This is a genomic window from Burkholderia territorii (assembly GCF_902833055.1).
Lineage (GTDB): Bacteria > Pseudomonadota > Gammaproteobacteria > Burkholderiales > Burkholderiaceae > Burkholderia > Burkholderia territorii.
Genome location: NZ_CADFEJ010000004.1, coordinates 296232 through 313475, shown reverse-complemented (window position 1 = coordinate 313475; position 17244 = coordinate 296232). Strand labels below are relative to the sequence as shown.

Sequence of the window (17244 nt, the reverse complement as noted above, 5' to 3'; positions counted from 1 at the left end):
TGTTTTTATACAGTATTCGCGTCGTGATTAAACCTCAGTGGGCATACTTTTGGGAGTATCGGTTCCTCGGCGAGGAGGAATGGAAACGCACGCCCATCGAGTTAACCGAGCGCGAGCTGGAGTCATGGATAGAGGCGGTCTACAACCCGCTGATGCCGGCGCAATCGCGCCGCATCGAAGCGGGTAAGGTCGACCGGAATCGCGTCCCGCTCAGAGACCGCCGCGTCAAACTGAAGCCGACCATGCCGGACTTCGACGCGCCCACCGATTCGGAGCTGCGCACACTTTGGCGCGACTACACCGATCCGCAGGTCAGATTACTGATTCTTGAAATTCTGGCGCTGAGAAAGTCGATCGAGCGAGTGCAGGATTGGTTCGACTATGTCGACAAGCACATCGATAACAAGGGCGACCTTGGCGGCGGCCAAGGCCCACTTCAACGCCTGCGGCATCTGCTCAGGGAAGAGAAGCAACGCGCGACGATGCTCTAAGCCGATTGACACAATTTGACGGCCCAACATGGCCGGCTGCAGTCGGCCGCTCTGCCGGAAGTGGTAAATTCATACGAAAACCATACCTACGAGAGAAACTTATGGCCCGAGCCATGATTTGCGTCGGCGACACGACGACGCACGGCGGCCGCGTGCTGGAGGGCAGCGCGAACGCGACAATCGACGGAAAGCCCATTGCAGGCGTCGGCCACAAGGTACTTTGCCCGCAGTGCAAGGGAGTCTTCCCAATCCTCCCCGCCATCGGACGACGCTACCCGCACCAAATCGCAGGCCGGGAAACGGCCATCGAGGGCATGAAAACCGCGTGCGGCGCAACGCTGATTGCCTCGCAGTCGTCCGCAACGCTCGACGACGTCGGGGCCGGCGAGGCGACGACAGGCGGCGCAGTAGCAGCCGCAGCAACCGCGCTCGCACCATCGCCGACGCTTTGTCTCGAATGCCTGAAGTCGGCGGCCGAGAACGCCGCGACCATGATCGCGCGCGGGTAGGCTCATGGCGGACATCTCGATCGAATCCTTCTTCGCTACGCGCCAACAGCAGTTGACCATGCAGGTGCACCTGTACGCCCTCGTCGACGGTCTTCTGTTCGCGGACGCGGCCGGCGGATCGACCCCTGAGCGATCGCAAGCGGCCGTCGCCTTATTTGACGGCACGCCAGACGCATCGCTCGCCGACGCCGGACCGTGGCTGCTAGATTGGGAACGAGCGCCGGGGAGCATTCGGCACGCGCTTTCGGCGATGGCCGGCGGCTCGACCGGTGTGTCATGGCTCATCAGTGCCTATCCGATCGAATCGCTCGCGGACGAACTGCGTCGCCGGCTCGACGTGCGCCTGCCCGACGGGCGCACGGCGCTCCTACGCTTCTACGACGCCCGCATCATGGCCGACGTGGCATCGCTGATGGAACTGACGCAACGCATGCAGTTCTTCGTCCCGACATTCAATTGGCTCGTGGAAGTGAACGGGAAATTAAAGGGAGTGCACCCGCATGCTTGAACTGACGGGCGAACAGATCGCCGGCCTTGCCGAGATCGATGCACGCGGATATGTCGAACGCACGCGGCTCGATCTCGTCAAAGCCGACCCGAAGCTGGCCGACGACGACACTCTGTCGACGCGCCTCTGGAACGCGTATGTCGCAGCTCGGCGGCTCGGCATCGAATCCGACGAGAATGTCGCCGCGTTTCTTCGGATCGAGGCATACGCGCCGAAATTTTATGAAAAGCCGGCCACACGCGCGTGGCTGACTCGGCCCGGCCGCTCGGCCGACGAACGTTTTCACGATTACCTTCGCGTCATCAAATGGCGCATCGAACATCCACAAGACAACGGGGGATCTCAAGATGGCGGGATTGGTAGTACCGGTGATAGAAGCGGCGGCGGTGGAGCTTGGGCCGCTATTGGCGCGCGCTGGCGTAGCCTTGTTGGGCGGGGCGGCAGTGGCGGGAACGGCGAGCCTGTCTAGCGACACGCCGAAGGACGAAAGCAAAGCAAAACCGGACGTCCGGGCGATTCCTCGCACCGGTGAAAAGTGCAAGCAATGCCCGCCCGAAATAGGCGGTGCGCCGGTCCGACGCCGTTACAACATGAATCGCGGGCCTCGCGAGTATCAAGGACGCATCACCGGACGGCCATATAGCGTCGAGGAAGGATGGAGCGAGGAGTGGGCATGGAATGGCACCGACTTCGATGGATTCCAACAACCGGCATGCCTCCTACAGGAAGCGAAGGGGGACTATGACCAGTTCTTCGACAGCGAGACGAAGAAGCCAGTCACGTGGTTCAAGGGGTTTTCTAAAATCACGGTGGAAATCGAAGAGCGCGCAATGAAGGTCCATGCCAACCCTCCGACCAAACTCCAGTACTATTTTCAGACTCCGCGAACGATGTCCTACTTCCGCACTACCCTCGCAGAAAACGGAATTCCCTACGTTGTCACTGGCTGAATATGAAAATCACCTCCCGCTTCAGAGATCCGCAGCATGATGCGTCCGACCTGGACGTCGTCTTTGAACAGCTCGGATCAGTCGCGCAGGCAATACACGCTCACGCGCCCCAGCTCTCCCAATGGTTCCTGACTGGCGATTCGAAAGAGGAAGCCCGTTTGTATCCTGCGTTCGAGGACTGGAAGCCTACAACAGCTGCTCTGGCGGTGTTGCGAACCGAGTTCGGAGGCGCGGAGCATCGACCGCAAATTATCTCGTTGTGGGATGGCGGCGATGACCAACGCGCTGGTGCGACATTGACGTATCTCGTCGCAACCAAAGAGCGCCCCAAGAAAATCGAAGCGGACTTCAATGACGAACGATTGCTTTCGACCGACCAAGCCGCTGCAATCGTCGAAGGTATTGTCCAACACACCGCGCCGGCATACGTGACGGTCGAGCCTCAAGGTTACGTCGATAAGCAGGTCTTCGACGACAAACCCGGCGTCGGTTGGATGCTATATCTACCGAAGATCGTCACACCACAAGAGGTGCCGGAGGCACGCGCTCTCATCCCGGTCCCCTCTTCCGGAAAGCAAACCGGGACGATCATCGTTAGCGTCACGGACGCACCGTTCTCGATCGAAAACCCCGAGCACGTCGAGGTCGCAAATCGCATCGAGATCCGCCTCGTTGATCAGGATCTCCTGCCGACCTACGCGAGTATCTGAGGGAGGTGGGGCCACCGCCCCACCGATCGCCTGTCTTTAGAACAATCCGACTGGCTGCGCCGCGTCATCCCAACTAAAGATGATCAGCTCGTTTCGGTCGACAGCCTCAACGCCAACCGTGTACTGGATTGGCACGGTCTCGATGTAGAACCCATCGAACACGCGCCGAATATCGGGGTGATCGTTGAGACTTACAATCGCGCGCCCCTTGAGACGACGCAATCGGTCGGCCATCTTTTCGTACTCGACGAATGGGAACGGCATCCCGTACCCCTGCGTTTCGTGATACGGCGGATCGAGATAGAACAGCGTGTGCGGCCGATCGTATCGATCGATGCACGCGGCCCAATCCAAGCGTTCGATGAAGGCATTCGCCAGTCGATGATGTGCTGCCGACAGTTCCTCCTTCAAACGAATGGGATTCAATCCCGGAGGGGCCAATGTCTTTGATCCGAACGTCTGCCCTTCGAGCTTCCCGCCAAAGCAACTTTTCTGCAGATAGTAAAAACGTGCAGCCCGCTGGATATCAGTGAGCGTTTCCGGGATTGCCTGTTTCATCCACCCGAACAGTTCGCGGCTCGTAAACGCCCAATTGAACTGACGCACGAATTCGTCGACGTGATGCTGCACAACTCGATACAGGTTGATCAGTTCTCCGTTTATATCGTTGACCACCTCCACTTTTGCCGGTGGTCGCATGAAATACAGCGCCGCTCCTCCCGCGAATACCTCGACATAGCAGTCGTGCGCAGGGAATCGCGGAATGAGGTGGTCTGCCAGACGACGTTTGCCGCCAATCCAAGGAATGATGGGATTTGCCATTGTGAAAGCCGTTTTTAAACTTGGTGTAGAATCCGGCCCGCCTACGTAGGTAAGCAGGGCCTTGGCTGATTCACTGGCACGCTCAGTGGAAAGGCGACCGGGAGAATGCGCGAACATTCCTCCGGTCGCCCTGTTTCTTTCGAGACCGTCCGGTCTCGATTGCCGCGTTACTGCGGCCGATTGGTTGGTACGGCGGCGATCAACGCGTCGTAACTGCGCTCGCACTGCTGGCCGGCGATGCCCCGCTCGTCAGCGATCTTCGCCAGCTCTCCCGCGCGCTCGTCAGCCCGGCCGAACAAGTCGGCAAGCAGATCGAGGGCGTCGCCGGTTGCCGCGCCTCCGGCCGCAGCGCCGGCACGTCGAGCGTCGGCAACGAGCGCGGCGACCTGCTTGCGCATCCCGTCAGCAACACCATCGGCAACAGCAGCATCAGCGCGTGCCTGATCACGTTCTTTCGCAGCATCGGTTGCGACCTCCTGTTGCGCCGCCAATCGGCGGCCATATTCATCCCGTTCAGCGCGGAGATGGTCGATCTGCCGTGCCTGATCGGCGACCGTCGCGGACTGATCCGCATCCCGGTGCCCCTTCGAATAGCCGGCAGCAGCGCCAACGAAAACGGCCGCGATGAGCGCGAGCCAGAGTCGAGGATCGAACCACGTCATGCGCCGCTCCGCATCATCGATGCGAGGCGCTTCGCGCGATCGCCGACCTGTCGCGCCCACAGACTGTCGAGCATCTCGGCTGCCGCCGCGCTCCAGTCGCCCCGCTGCGTCGCCGCGAGAAACTTGCGGAACCCGAGCAACTTGCCCTGCATGTTGAACGCCATATTCATCATCACGCGCTGGCGCACCGGATCGAGCGACGACCACCACGACAGATTCCGATCGAGCCATGCCTCGGTCTCGGCGATGTCGTTCTGGTACATCAGGTCGATCTCGTTATCGCGGAACCCCTTGTCCGTCAGATTGCGGCCGATTCCGCCCGACACCTTGCCGACCGTGTCTGTGTAGATGCGATACCGCCGGTCCTCATCGCGCGTCAGTTCCGCCTTCAGCTTGATCCCGTCGTACTTACCCATTTTTGCTTCCCCCAAAAAGTTGCTTTGCCTTCCTGCGCAGCAGCACCTCCAGGTACTGCGATCCGACGATGCCGAACGCACTTCCGATTCCGAGCAGCGCAATCGGCGGGAGGTCCGGGATCTGCAACAGCGCAATGCCCGCGACCATCGACGTCGCCGACCCCAGCACGGCCCGGCCAGCGACCAGCCGAAACGTCAAATGCTCGCTACCCACCAACACCTTCGCGACCCCGATCAATCCGCCCATAACGATCAGCTCCAGAATCGTCTTTTCATGCTCTTGCATCGGTTCCCCTTGTCCCGATAAAAAGAAAGGCCGCTCCGGTTTCCCGTGAGCGGCCTGCAAATACAGTGCGCAACGCGTAACTTGCGCTACTTCGGCGCCGGCACCACCAGATCGATCTTCTTGCCCTTCTTCTTCCCGTGCCCGACCTTCGCTTTCCCCTTGTTCCCTCCGTTCAATGTGACCACCGTGATCCACCCGCGTGATGCGAACGTGTGCTCGACCGACTCGATCAGGAACTCGCCATCGACACCGGTCTTGAAACCCTTGAGCGCGATCGTCTTCTCTGCCGACAGATCTGCCCGGCCGCGCATCGTGAGCCGGCTCGTCGACGTGTGCCGATTGAGCGTCGCCAGCCGTGACGTCGCGCCCGCTTTCGCCGCCTCCGGACTCGCGAACGCATGCCGTTCCGTATGTACCGCGGACGCACCTGGCGGAGCATCCGGATTCGGAATCGTCAGGTCGATCTTCTTCCCGGTCTTGCGGTCGTGCACCTTCGTGCGCACGGCCGCAAAGCTCGCGCGATCCGGAAAATTGATGTCGTAGTCGAGCAGATCGCCGGGCGTGAGCGTGACGATCGGTAGCGGTTTGCCGCTCGCGCTCTTGCCGCCGCCGCGCGGCAGGACGATCAGCTTGCCGGCCTTGACCGTCGCCGTCGCACCGTACTGGCGAGCCACGCGCGTGATGAAATGCAGATCGCTCTCGCCGAACTGGTCAATACGCGGCACGACGACGTCGACGTCGCACGCGGCCGACCATTTGTTGCGACGCGCGACGTCGCCGACGATGTCGGCCAGCTTCGCATTCGACCAGCTGCCGTAGCGCTGCGTCTTCGACGTCGCCCGCATGTTCGCGGGCTTCCCACGAATCACGACGCTCGCCGGCGGCCCGCGCACACCGATCTCGTCGACGGCGTACTCGCCAAGCATCGAGAGTCCCTGCTCGTCCCATCCGATCGACACCTTCAACGTTGCGCCCTTCGGCGGAAACTCGATGCGGCCGTCGCGATCGTCGAGCGTGATCGTGCATTCATCTGCGTCTAGACCGGGTTTGTCGATCGCGCGGATCTCCAGCACGCGATCCTGTATCACCTTGGTCACGTCCGAGCCGTTCGCGATCACCTGAAATATCGCTTCCATCGCACCTCGCTATGTCCAGAGCTGGACCGATTCGACACGCGGCGCATCGAGATCCGGCAGCAGGATCTCGACGCCGGCCGGGAACGGCTGCGGCATAGCCGCCAGTCCGGGATTCGCGTCGTACACGGCCTCGACCGTACCCTGCAGCGTTCCGTAGTACCGGTAGCAGAGCGTGTCGAGCACGTCGCCGTCAGACGTTCTTAAAGTCTTCGCCATAGCGGCCGAACTCCACCGAGAAAGTCTGCTTGCGCGGCATGCCGTCGACGAGCAGTGCGTCCTGCTCCTCCTCGATCGACTGCAAGAGCCACCGTCCGAGCACATCGCCGTCGCCCGTCGTGAGCTGCACGGGCTTCATGCGCCCGCCGATTTCCCGCAGCCGGTTGATCTGCTTCGTACCGGCCCCGAGTGCCGGGAATACGACACCCGACAGGGTGATCGTCTCGCCCCCTTCACTGACCGCCTGCAGCGCTTCCTGACGGTTCAGACGCTCCTGCGGCGCCACGCGATACCGCGTCGCCCGTCGCAGCTTGTCGTACGCGGCCGTCGACAGATTGAAGTGAAACGCGTCGCCGGCATCGGTCGTCATCGACATGAGGTGCGGCGTGCTAGACGTCGCACCATCGAACAGCCCGGACACCATCGAACCGATCCCTGTCGACGTGATCACGGTCATCACCGCCGAATCCTTCAGACCGACCGACGCGTTGAACTGATTCCATGCCCCGCCGAGCGCGGACTTCACGCTGTCGGCGGCAGCCCGCACAAGGGGGAAATTCGATCCGTCGATGGCTGTCAGGATCGCGCCGACCGACGCCTGTGCCGCGTTGAAGCTGCGCAGCACCGTGCCGACCTGCGGAAACAGATCGCTGGCCAGCGGGATCGCCCCGCTCGCGCCGGTCAACAGCTCGGCCGCGCTGCTCAGATTGCCGGTCGCGAGGCGCTGCAGCATGTCGACCGTCGACATGCTCGCCGCTCGGTTCCGGTCGAAGATGCGAACCATCTGGCGCACGCGCTCGGTGGCGATCCCGGCCTGCGTCGCCGCGCCCGTGATCTGTCGAATCACATCCATTGCATCTCCCTTACATGTGTGGCGAATCGAACATCGCCGTTCGCGCGTTTGCCTTGCGTTGATGCTCGTCCATCATCCGGGTCAGCGCCGGACTGACCTGCGCGAGGAACTTGTTCGCCATGTCGGCATCGCTTGCTTCGATCTTCACGTGGAAGACCGGCGCGAAGGTGTTTTGCTGCTCGATACGCGGCCCCGGCCGAGCACCGAAGCCGCTCGCCTCCGGCACGAGCGCCTTCGCCTTCGCGACCGCCACAGCATTCGCTGGCGTCTCGCCCCGCGTCCGATCCAGCACCTTGCGCGAGATGGCGCTGAAAAGCTTGTCGCCCGCAAATGTGCCGACCGCACCGCCGATCACGCCCAACACCGCCGAGCCGATCGGTCCGCCGAGCGCACCGATCATCGCGCCGACCTTCGCGCCCATCACGCCACCGGCGAGGCTGCCTGCGATGCCCGCGAACCGGTTCGCCTTCTGCGTGCCGGTATCGGTGCTCGACGCGACCGCGTACGCTTCACGCGCGGCGAGGCCGAGCTTCAGCACGGTGCCGGCGACGGCGAGCTTGCCGGCGTACGGCGCCACGCGGCCGAACAGTGCCCGGCCCGCATTGACGATGCGCCCGATGCGCCCTGCCCGAGCCGCCCCACGTGCTGCGCGACCAGTCCCACCACCGCCGACGAGATCGCCCAGCCCGCCACCGCCGACACCACCGCCGGGCAGGTTGACGACGAACACGCGCTGCACGCCACCGGCAGCACCCGCAGCCCCGCCGAGCGCATCGAGCGCCCGGCCCACGACACCGCCGGCCCTGCCACCACGTTCCGCAGCCGCACGACCGCCTCGCGCGAGCACCGTGCCGCGTGCGATGTCGATCGCGCCCCGGCCGATACTCCAAAGTGCCTTTGCACCACGGAACGCGAGCGCTGCGCCTGCAATACCGACGACGGCTGCCGTCGCCTTCGGTGCGGCGTCCGCGACGGACTGGATACCGCTTCCGAGTCCCTTCGCGCCCTCCCCAATACGATCCGTGACCGGACGAAGCGCGTCGCCGATGCTGCGCATCGCGTCGTCCCACCGCTGCCCGACCTCGCTCCAGATCTGCTTGGACGTCTCGCGACGGGCTTCCAGATCCTTTTGTATCTCGCCACTCGCCTGCTGCGCGTTGCGCTTCAGGTTCGTGTACAGGTCCGCGTTCTGCATGTACGCGGTCAGCGCCGCCTTGACCTGCATGTCGTTGAACAGATCGCCGGTCTTCATCGTCTCGGCGAATGCGGCCATTTGCGCCTGACGCTTGGCCGGGTCCATCTCAGAATTGAACTGCTTCGCTGCCGTCGCGAGCTGCTTCGCCTTGGCCGGATCGACGCGCTCGATGTATGCGCGTGCGAGGACGAACGATGCTTCGAGCGTCGACCAGCCCTTGCCGATCGCCTCGCGCATCTTCGCCTGATAGTCGACACCGGCTTTCGCGTAGTTCCGCTCGGTCTCGCCCGAACCGATCTTCGAAAACCAGTTCTTGAGGTTGTTCGCCGCTTCGTCGGAGCTGCCCGCAGTCTTCATCTGCACCTGGAGCATCGCTCCGAGCTGCGTCACCGAGTCCTGCCCGGTGATGCCGATCTTCTTCATCTCGGCGAGCAGCACCGGGAACCATCGCGCCATGTCGACCGATTCGAACGAGCCTTCCTTGCCGAGATACGCGATCGCCTCCAACGCCTTCGCCATCTGACGCGGGTCAACGATCTCCGCGTTCTGCTGCAGCGCCTGAATCATCTTCGCGGTTTCGACCGTCGTCGCTCCCTGCCCGATCGAGAACTTCGCGACCAGCGGCGCGAAGTTGAGTGCACGGTCGAGATCCATGCCGCCTGCAACCATCTGGTTCACCGCATCGGCCAGCTCGTTGCGGCCGATGCCGTTCGCAGCAGCATCACGCCGGATACGCACGCCCATCGCGGCCTCTTCCTGCGAGCGCGCAATACCGGCCTTGATCGCAATGTCGCGAATGATCGCCTGATAGTTCGCCGCAATCGTCGCCGGCACCGCGACCGCCGCAGTCAGCTTTACCGCGTCGCCGATCACGCCCCGCCCGGCCTCCTTACCGGCTGCCAGCCGCTCGTATCCGGACGTTTTCAGCTCCAGCCCCCGCGTCGTCCGGCCGAGTCGCGCATACGCGCGATCGAGACGGTCGACCTCGACGCCGGCATCCCGCAGCGACTTCAGATTGCTATCAAGCTTGCGGCGGATGCCGTCCGCTGCGCTGTCGCCTGCCAGATGCAGCCGGCGGAACTCATCCTGCAGGCGCATCGTCTCGCCGATCTGGCGCTGCCAGAGCCGCGAGTCGTTCGCCCGCTTTTTCATCGCGTCGATCTTCGACGACGTGTCGGTAATTGCCTTGCCGAACGTCGCCGATACCGCCCCGCCGATCACGATGCCAAGTGCTAGGTCTTTCGCCATCCCGGCCCCCTCAATCCGTCAACCACCAGAGCATGTCGTCGACCGTCATCTCGTCGATCGACGTCGCCGACATGCCGTACTCACACGCGAGGCGCTTCGCCAGCGCCTTGAGCGTCTTTCGGTCCAGCTTTGCGTACGGATCGAAAGGAGTAGTAGGCGTCCTGCACGCGCTCGTAATCGGCCATATCCATCGCATCGAGATCGCTCGGTGCGATGTCGGCAAGCGTCGCGAACAGGATCAGCTCCTGTTCTTCGGCATCGTTCGGCGCGAGCTTCTGCGCAGCACGCATGTCGCGCACCTTCGGCCGGCGCATCGTGAAGGTGTCGCACTCGACACCGTTGAGCTTGATCGGAAAGTCGAGCTTGACCGTGACCTTGTCCATTGCGGTTCCTGAAATGAAAAATGGCGAGCCATCGGCTCGCCATTGATTGAATAAAGTAACTTTGCTAAGTGTCGGCCGAATGACAGCTACGCCATGCCGAGCTTCTTGCGAACGTCGGCGAGCTGATCCACGCCGTTGATCACGCGCTTGCACGCGAAAATGTCGATCTCGTGCACGATCGCGCCGTCGATCTCCAGCTTGTAGTAGTCGCACGACACGTTGAACTTCGCATCGACCTTGTCGCCCGGCTTCCATTCGCCCGGATCGACCTCGTAGAGCATGCCGCGCAGATACACAACGACACTCTTCGAGTTGCCACTGCGGTCCTTGAACACGGAGCGAAACACGCCGTTGAACGCGCCCTGATCCACCAGCCCGAAGAACTTCAGCACGTCGTATTCCATCGTCGCCATCGCGAACGACGCTTCGAGCGCTTCCATGCCCTGATCGACCTTGACTGCGGCATCCATGCCGCCCGCGCGAAAGTCATCCGTCTTGAGCTTCAGCTTCGGCGGCGACATGCTTGTCGCACGCCCCGCGTAGCTACGGCCGTCGACGAAGGTGTTGCAGTTGTACAGAGTTTCCGGAATCATCGCTGCCCCTTAGATCTGGTTATCGAGCACTTCGGTCAGCCACTGGTTCGTGACCTCGAAGCGGAAAATCGGGTTTTCGGCCGGCGGAACGTCCGTGAAACGAATGTTCCAGTACACCTTGCCGTCTTCGAGCTGGCTCGCCGTGTTCAGCTCCGGGTCCGGGTAGACCTCGAAGTTGATCAGCGCGCCCTGACGCTTCAGGTCACGCATGAACGCCTGCAGACCCTCGGTCACGTCGCTGACGTAGGTTGCCGTGATGCCCCGGTCGACCGCCCACTTGTGACCGGCCTGCACGGCGTCCATCACGATGTCGAGCGTGCGCACGCGCGTGACGAACTTCCACTTCGGATCGGCCGAAAGCGTGCGGTTCCCCCACAGGCGATAGCCACCGTCGCGAATGATCGTCGTGATGTTCGCGTTGTTGAGAAGGTTCGCGCGGCACGTCTCGTCGCCGTCGAGATATTCGATCGGTCGGCCCGTGCCCGTGATCTCGACGATCTCCTTGTTCGACGGCGACGCCCAGAAACCGATCTTCGCGTCGGTCTGGCAGAACAGACCCGCCGCATATGCCGACGCCGGCAGCGCGATCTCGCCGTTCGTTGCGTTGTCCCATGCCTTCGCGCCGGGGTCGACCATGTACAGGCGCTTGCTGCCGAAATTCTTCGCGTACGCGATAGCCGCCTCGTCGTCCGTGTTCGGCCCGTCGATCACGGCGACGGCCCGGAGCTTGCCGGCGAGCGAATCGGCCGCCGTCGCGACCGGTTGCTTCGACGTATGGCCGGGCGCGATCAGCAAGCGCGGCTGCGTATTGAAACGCGACTTCGCGTCGATCAGTGCCTGCATGCCGGTACGCGCACCGCCGGCCGTCTCACCGCCGATAATCGCTGACGTGAGCTGCGCCGCATCGGCCGACGTCGGCACGCCGACCGCGATAACAACCGCACGGCTTTGCGCGTAGATCGCGCGGGCCGCGCGTGCGATCGCGCTCTTCTCACCGAAGGCCTGCACGGCCTCGCGATAGCTCGTCAGCTGCACGGGCACATTCGGTTGAGCCAGATCAGGACCGGGCGTGTAGGTATCGGTCATGCCGACGACCGACGATGACGGCACCGCGATCGTGCGCGGACCGGTCTCGACGATCGTTGTCGTGATGCCGTGGAAAAAGGAAGTCGCTGCCATGCGGATCTCCAGAAATGAAAAAAGCCGCTCGAGGAGCGGCTTGCGAAACAGGACAGCGCATTAATGCGCCGGTAAAGTTACTTTGGGTCGATCTCGGCGAGCGGCTCGCTATCGCTCGCGGCGTCATCATTCGCAGGCAGAGCGGTCTCCGTATCCGGAGCTGTCTCAGCCGCTTCATTGCGGCGAGCTTCCTCCTCAGGTCGGACGGCTTCCTCGGCTTCGCGAGCCGCCTTCTCCGCGCGTTCAGCCTCGACCTTGGCCAGCACGGCATCCGGATCCGGCTCGGCGGGCCACGTGATCTCGGTCGGAAACGTCGGCAGATCGACCACACGGACAAGCGCAACTTGATACGCGGCCCACGCGTCGAACATTGCCGCTTCGACATCCGTCAGCAGTCCCGTCAGACGTGCGTCCGACTTGCCGAGATTCTGCTGCCGCGCTTTCTCCATACGCGCGTAGAAGTCCGCCATCGCTGCCGCGCGCAAGCGCTCCGCGACGACGGCCTCATCGAGCACCCATGCGCCATCGCTCCAGACGTATTCGTCGGACGGGCGCGGCATTTCGGTCAATCCCACGTCATCGGGACTGACGCCCGCGACCGCGATCTCGCCCGGCTCGCCCGTATCGGTGCGATACAGACGCACGCCGCGATAGTCCGGCTTCATCACCCACGTGCCGTCCTGCCAGAACGGCCAGGAACGCGTCGGCACTTCAGGCAGAGGCGTGAGCGTGCAGAACGCCGGCACGAGATAGCGATTCGCGTCCATCGGATCGCGTTCCGCAAGAAAGCTCGCGACATAGCGGCCAGTCAGGTTGTCGTACTGATTGCAAAGCATGTTTGACCTCGAATTAATAAGCCCGAATCATCGCGAGCAGCGCAACGTTGCGTGGACGGCTCTCGTTGCCACCGTCCGCGCCGATACTGATCGTGTGCGAGTGCGCACCGGCCCCGCCAATCCCGACGTTGTGACCGTGATTGCCGTCCGCAGCGATCGAGATCCCCGTGCCGGAGCCGGACGACCCGAAGTTATCGCCCTGATCCCAGTTATAGGGACCGCTGCCCTGACCAAAGCTCGTACCGACGACCCCGACGCGACCAATGCGCGTGGTATGCGAGTGCCCCGGATCGTTGACCCCGTGACCGTGAATACCTTGAGCGTCGGTCCACGCGCCGTGCGAGTGGTCACCAACAGCTGCGGCAGACGCACCGTGCGCGTGCGAGCGGTTCAAACTGTCCTGCCAGCTGCCGATTTGACGCTGTGCATCCGCGCCGCGCGCATCATCCCAACAGCGGATAAATTCGCCACGAAGATCAGGCAGCCGGAATGTCGTGTTGCCGTCCCCGCTGGAAAAGCAACCGTGGCGTCCCTTTCCCCAATCTGGGTCCGCGACGATCGCGCCGCTGCCCTGCGCGTACGCCCACAGCAACGGATAGTCGGCCCGCTTCAGCTCCGTGCCGTTGAGCTTCAAAAAGCCGGCACGCGGCGCAGTCCGCGCTTCCCACACGATCTGTCCGATCTGTACGTCGGCAACCGCTGCCGCGAACCACGCCGACGTGATCAGCTTGTTCGAGTTGTCGCCGGCCGGCGGCGACACGGCCGAGACCATACCGCCGACCTGCAATTGCGTGGAGCCGTCGTCGCCAACCTTGCCGACCACGACGCGCCCGCCCTGCGGCATCAATTGCAGCGTACCGAGCACATAGCTCGAACCGCGAGTGACGTTGATCGCAGCTTGCGAGTTGGCGTACGTGTCGTTGACCGTGCGAACGGCCAACGAGCCGTCGGCTCCGTGGACCAGCTCCCACGTTTTCTGGTCGGTCGGCGCACCCTCCCGCGTCAACTGGATCGACGTCTGACCCGTTCCGCCGCCGTTCGATGCAACGAGCGCGCCCGCCGAATTGCTACTCTTGAGCACACCCTTGTTCTGAAACGGCGAACGTCCGTCGTCCCAAGCACCACCGGACAACACGCGGCCACTGTTCGGGGCCAGCTCAATGGTCTTGATCGACGTGCTGAGATTGACGCGGGTGATCCGCACGGCGGGTATGCCCGTCGTCCATTCGTCGTCGACCGCGCGGATGCTCACGCTGTCGTTGTTCGACTGGATGTCCCACAGCTTCATGTCCTTGTCGGCACCCGCCGACTTCAGGACGATATCGCCGCCCGTGTTGGAGCCGAGCGTGACGCCCGAGCCGTAGTCCTTCGCCTTGCCCGCACCACCACCGAAATAGCCGACGCCCGCGGATTCCACGCTGCCGGCAAAACGTGCATAACCGCCGAAGGTCGTGCCGCAACCGGTGCCATCGATACGCACTACCCCGGTATCGAGCGACCACGAGATCGGCCGATAGTCGTTATAGGTGCCGTTCGGATCGCCCTTGTTTGTCTGCAAGAACCACGCGCTCTTGTTGTCATTGCGGAGCATGACGCCGTAGTCGGTACCCACCGCGCGAAACTGAGCACCCGTGCCGTTCGCGTCGTAGCCCGCGCTGCGAATACCGCCGTTTGCGCCGATCGAACCCTGCACACGCACGGTATCTTGGCCATTGTCACCCGCCCCACCGATCAACCACCGGCCCTCCGGCGTGATGCGGCCACGCTCACTCCCACCGGCAATCAGCGAGAGCCAGCCGGCAGCGCCAAGCGTCAGGTTATTGCCGAGCATGACGACGTACGGAACGCCTTGCACGCCGAGCTGGACGTGCCCGTCTCCCGGCGAAAACATCCCGGAGTCCGGATCACCGTCGAACGCAAAACCTGCGTTGTTCGTGTTGTTCGGCGTGATTGCACCGACCTTGCCGAGCAGCTTGCCCTTCATCGCATCGCCGGACTTGGCAACCTTGTCGTTGCCGAGATCGCCGACCTTCTTGTCCGTCGCGTCCGCTCGCGTGCCAAGCGCCGTAATCGCCTTGTCCGCTGCATCCGCACGATCCTTCAGGTAGCGCGTGCGATTGGCGAGTTGCTTGGTCGGCACGTTGTCGACGCCGTCCGGGCCGCCCTGCACCGGGTCCGACGTCTCGAACTGATAAACGCCGTCCTCCCACTTACCTTCTTCTTTCAGATTGGCCATGTACCAATCACCCCTCGCGTAAATTGACCGTTGCGCGTCGCAACACCGTTGTGCCGGATCGCGACCTCAGAAAAGTCGAGCCACGCGAGCCGGCTGCGAGCCGGCGCGTAGCGTTCGATCGCCCGCTTCAGGTTTTCGCCCTGATCTCGCGTCACTGGCCGCCGCAGCTTCACGATGTACTCGGCCCATGCGGTCGAACCGCCATGCAGATATCGGCCGTTGCGCGTGGCAGATCCGTCACGGCGCTTGATCTGGCGCCCTTCCTGAATATCGATCTCGCCGAAGCCGAGCCGCCGCACGATCTCGCGGATCGCCCACGGCGTGCCCTTCTTCTGGTAGATCGCCAGCGACGACTTGATCAGCGCCCGGCGTGCGTCTTCGGACTCCGCCAGCTCCCACCCGTCGACCGCAAGCGACCACGCAAGCCACGGCAGAAACGCGGCCGGGCAGCGATCGGCATCCCAGAGGGTGCGGATCAAGTCGGGATCGACGCTCGGGCGCATCACCTGCGCGAGTGCGGCTTCGAGGCTCGTCTGGTTTGCTGGCAACAGTGCTTCACTCGTCATCGGCCACCTTTGCATTGAGCACGATCGATGTGCAGCGCGCGAACTGGTCGACCGCGCACACGACATCGGCGACAGGCGACTTCAGGTCGACGCGCACGACACCTGACGCTTTCGGATGGAGTGCACCGGTCACGGCCGAACGCGGCATGCCGACGCGCAACGCTTCGCCCGCCGCGACCGCGATATCCAGATCCTGCCGACGCGCGGCGATCACGACACCGGGGTCCGGGCCGCGCCCGACGTACACATCGGCGACGATCGTGTAATTGACAGGCCGAGCCGCAACGACCAGCAGCGTGTCGTTCAGCGGCCGACGGTCTTCCGGCGACAGGGCACGACGCACCGTGTCTAGCAATGCGGCGCTCGCGACGCCATCGTTCGAATACGACTTCACGACCACGCGCACTACACCGGCTTCGGGCCGATCGACGCGCACGTCGGCAACGTCCGGCGATGCGTCCATCGCGAGTGATCGGTACGCGCCGAACGGGCCGGCGGTCGACGATCGCTCGATTCCCATCTGTGTACGCAATCGCAGGCGCTCGTCGCGCTCGCGCGTCGCTGGAACGGGCGGATGCGCTTCAGGGTCGCCGGGGTCGACGACTTCGCGCTGCAAATTCCAAAGCACCGCGAGATGTTCGAGATCCGCGCCCGTCGAGTACGCGAGCAACACCGCACGTGCCGCGTCGTTCACGCGCGCACGAAACCGAATTTCGTCGTACGCAGCCAGCTCGATCAGCTTCACGACCGGATCGGATTCAAGCGCTGCTGTCCAGTCCGGATAGATGCGTTTGAAATGCTGCAGCTTGAGCTGATACGCGGCCTCGAAGTCCAGCGTTTCGACGAGATCGGGCGGATCGAGCGCCGACAAATCGATGACAGTCATGTCGTCACCTCGAATACAACGTCATCGCCGTCGTACTGCCCGACGATGCGAAAAGTTACTTTGCCGTCCACGACAGACAGCACGTTCACGCGGCCGAGTGCAATGCGCGGCTCCCAGCGGGCAATCGCGCGTGCCGCTTCGGCCTGTGCGGCCGAGATCCAGCCGCGCGTGATCGGCAGGTCGACCATTTCCGGAAGATCCGAGCCATACTCGGGCCGCTCGCGGCGCGCGCCCTTGCGCGTGCTCAGGATGTCCGCGACGCTCTGCACCAGATGCTCGACACCCCCGATCAGCCGCCCCGTTCGGCGACACATGCCGACCAGCGCGGCCATCACTGCGCCTTCGTCGGAATGCGCTTGAAGCAGCCGCGCGATTCCAGATACGCGATATGCTCCGGCTGCGTCACTTCCGTTTTTCCGGCCAGCACGGCAACGTGCGAGCCGTCCGGAAACACGATCACGCGGCTGCGGAACGCGGTATCGATGAATGTCACGGGAGCCACCGCCCCGGCTTGCTGTGCGTCTTTCGCCATCACCACCCCCACAAACGAAAAACCCCGCATG

Annotated in this window: 23 protein-coding genes; 6 read left to right on the top strand and 17 right to left on the bottom strand. The window is 63.1% G+C overall.

All coding sequences use genetic code 11. The features are described 5' to 3' along the window. Window positions 1-23 precede the first annotated feature (23 nt). The 6 genes from HW466_RS11320 to HW466_RS11295 all read left to right on the top strand — a co-directional run bounded on the left by HW466_RS11320 (window position 24) and on the right by HW466_RS11295 (window position 3168). Window positions 24-491 (top strand): hypothetical protein, encoded by a 468-nt coding sequence (locus HW466_RS11320; protein WP_315857467.1) that lies wholly within the window; start codon window positions 24-26, stop codon window positions 489-491. A gap of 101 nt (window positions 492-592) precedes the next feature. Continuing rightward, the gene (locus HW466_RS11315) at window positions 593-1000 is read left to right on the top strand and encodes a PAAR domain-containing protein (protein ID WP_059503362.1); all 408 of its coding nucleotides are present in this window, start codon (window positions 593-595) and stop codon (window positions 998-1000) included. Window positions 1001-1004: 4 nt separating this feature from the next. After that, window positions 1005-1508 (top strand): DUF4123 domain-containing protein, encoded by a 504-nt coding sequence (locus HW466_RS11310; protein WP_059503364.1) that lies wholly within the window; start codon window positions 1005-1007, stop codon window positions 1506-1508. After that, a complete protein-coding gene (locus HW466_RS11305) occupies window positions 1501-1977 on the top strand; it encodes a hypothetical protein (RefSeq protein ID WP_239006197.1) in 477 nt (158 codons plus the stop codon). Before HW466_RS11310 ends, HW466_RS11305 begins: the two co-directional genes overlap by 8 nt. After that, window positions 1865-2458 carry a restriction endonuclease fold toxin 5 domain-containing protein gene (locus HW466_RS11300; protein WP_239006207.1) on the top strand — a complete coding sequence of 198 codons (594 nt, stop codon included), beginning with the start codon at window positions 1865-1867 and terminating at the stop codon, window positions 2456-2458. The genes HW466_RS11305 and HW466_RS11300 overlap by 113 nt, the downstream gene beginning before the upstream one ends. 2 nt (window positions 2459-2460) lie before the next feature. Then, on the top strand, window positions 2461-3168 hold the full coding sequence (locus HW466_RS11295; protein ID WP_151002796.1) for an immunity 52 family protein: 708 nt from the start codon (window positions 2461-2463) through the stop codon (window positions 3166-3168). A gap of 36 nt (window positions 3169-3204) precedes the next feature. Here the strand turns inward: HW466_RS11295 and HW466_RS11290 are convergent, their stop codons facing one another. The 17 genes from HW466_RS11290 to HW466_RS11210 all read right to left on the bottom strand — a co-directional run bounded on the left by HW466_RS11290 (window position 3205) and on the right by HW466_RS11210 (window position 17243). Then, a complete protein-coding gene (locus HW466_RS11290; RefSeq protein ID WP_151002794.1) occupies window positions 3205-3990 on the bottom strand; it encodes a DNA adenine methylase in 786 nt (261 codons plus the stop codon). A gap of 167 nt (window positions 3991-4157) precedes the next feature. After that, on the bottom strand, window positions 4158-4652 hold the full coding sequence (locus HW466_RS11285) for a DUF2514 family protein (protein ID WP_151002792.1): 495 nt from the start codon (window positions 4650-4652) through the stop codon (window positions 4158-4160). Further along, window positions 4649-5068: a lysozyme family protein gene (locus HW466_RS11280; RefSeq protein WP_151002790.1), complete on the bottom strand. Its 420-nt coding sequence runs from the start codon at window positions 5066-5068 to the stop codon at window positions 4649-4651. The genes HW466_RS11285 and HW466_RS11280 overlap by 4 nt, the downstream gene beginning before the upstream one ends. Further along, a complete protein-coding gene (locus tag HW466_RS11275) occupies window positions 5061-5354 on the bottom strand; it encodes a phage holin family protein (protein WP_059503379.1) in 294 nt (97 codons plus the stop codon). Before HW466_RS11275 ends, HW466_RS11280 begins: the two co-directional genes overlap by 8 nt. An 86-nt stretch (window positions 5355-5440) precedes the next feature. Then, the gene (locus tag HW466_RS11270) at window positions 5441-6490 is read right to left on the bottom strand and encodes a phage late control D family protein (RefSeq protein ID WP_060023916.1); all 1050 of its coding nucleotides are present in this window, start codon (window positions 6488-6490) and stop codon (window positions 5441-5443) included. 9 nt (window positions 6491-6499) lie between these two features. After that, window positions 6500-6706, bottom strand: coding sequence for a tail protein X (locus HW466_RS11265; protein WP_059511218.1), 207 nt, complete (start codon window positions 6704-6706; stop codon window positions 6500-6502). Further along, window positions 6681-7559: a phage tail protein gene (locus HW466_RS11260; protein WP_151002788.1), complete on the bottom strand. Its 879-nt coding sequence runs from the start codon at window positions 7557-7559 to the stop codon at window positions 6681-6683. The genes HW466_RS11265 and HW466_RS11260 overlap by 26 nt, the downstream gene beginning before the upstream one ends. A 10-nt stretch (window positions 7560-7569) precedes the next feature. Next, window positions 7570-10002, bottom strand: coding sequence for a phage tail tape measure protein (locus tag HW466_RS11255; protein WP_151002786.1), 2433 nt, complete (start codon window positions 10000-10002; stop codon window positions 7570-7572). An 80-nt stretch (window positions 10003-10082) separates the two neighbouring features. Continuing rightward, window positions 10083-10385, bottom strand: a complete 303-nt coding sequence (locus HW466_RS11250; protein ID WP_059952150.1) for a phage tail assembly protein — start codon at window positions 10383-10385, stop codon at window positions 10083-10085. Between the two features lie 86 nt (window positions 10386-10471). Beyond that, a complete protein-coding gene (locus tag HW466_RS11245; protein WP_059978490.1) occupies window positions 10472-10978 on the bottom strand; it encodes a phage major tail tube protein in 507 nt (168 codons plus the stop codon). 9 nt (window positions 10979-10987) lie between these two features. Beyond that, on the bottom strand, window positions 10988-12157 hold the full coding sequence (locus HW466_RS11240; protein WP_151002784.1) for a phage tail sheath subtilisin-like domain-containing protein: 1170 nt from the start codon (window positions 12155-12157) through the stop codon (window positions 10988-10990). Window positions 12158-12234: 77 nt separating this feature from the next. Continuing rightward, window positions 12235-12993: a tail fiber assembly protein gene (locus tag HW466_RS11235; protein ID WP_151002782.1), complete on the bottom strand. Its 759-nt coding sequence runs from the start codon at window positions 12991-12993 to the stop codon at window positions 12235-12237. A gap of 13 nt (window positions 12994-13006) precedes the next feature. Beyond that, window positions 13007-15229 (bottom strand): phage tail protein, encoded by a 2223-nt coding sequence (locus HW466_RS11230; RefSeq protein ID WP_151002780.1) that lies wholly within the window; start codon window positions 15227-15229, stop codon window positions 13007-13009. Beyond that, window positions 15217-15795, bottom strand: a complete 579-nt coding sequence (locus HW466_RS11225) for a phage tail protein I (RefSeq protein ID WP_059503399.1) — start codon at window positions 15793-15795, stop codon at window positions 15217-15219. Before HW466_RS11225 ends, HW466_RS11230 begins: the two co-directional genes overlap by 13 nt. Continuing rightward, the gene (locus HW466_RS11220) at window positions 15785-16681 is read right to left on the bottom strand and encodes a baseplate assembly protein (protein WP_151002778.1); all 897 of its coding nucleotides are present in this window, start codon (window positions 16679-16681) and stop codon (window positions 15785-15787) included. Before HW466_RS11220 ends, HW466_RS11225 begins: the two co-directional genes overlap by 11 nt. Continuing rightward, window positions 16678-17013: a GPW/gp25 family protein gene (locus HW466_RS11215; protein WP_151002776.1), complete on the bottom strand. Its 336-nt coding sequence runs from the start codon at window positions 17011-17013 to the stop codon at window positions 16678-16680. Before HW466_RS11215 ends, HW466_RS11220 begins: the two co-directional genes overlap by 4 nt. Then, window positions 17013-17243, bottom strand: a complete 231-nt coding sequence (locus HW466_RS11210; protein WP_239006199.1) for a hypothetical protein — start codon at window positions 17241-17243, stop codon at window positions 17013-17015. Before HW466_RS11210 ends, HW466_RS11215 begins: the two co-directional genes overlap by 1 nt. Between the last annotated feature and the right edge of the window lies 1 nt (window position 17244).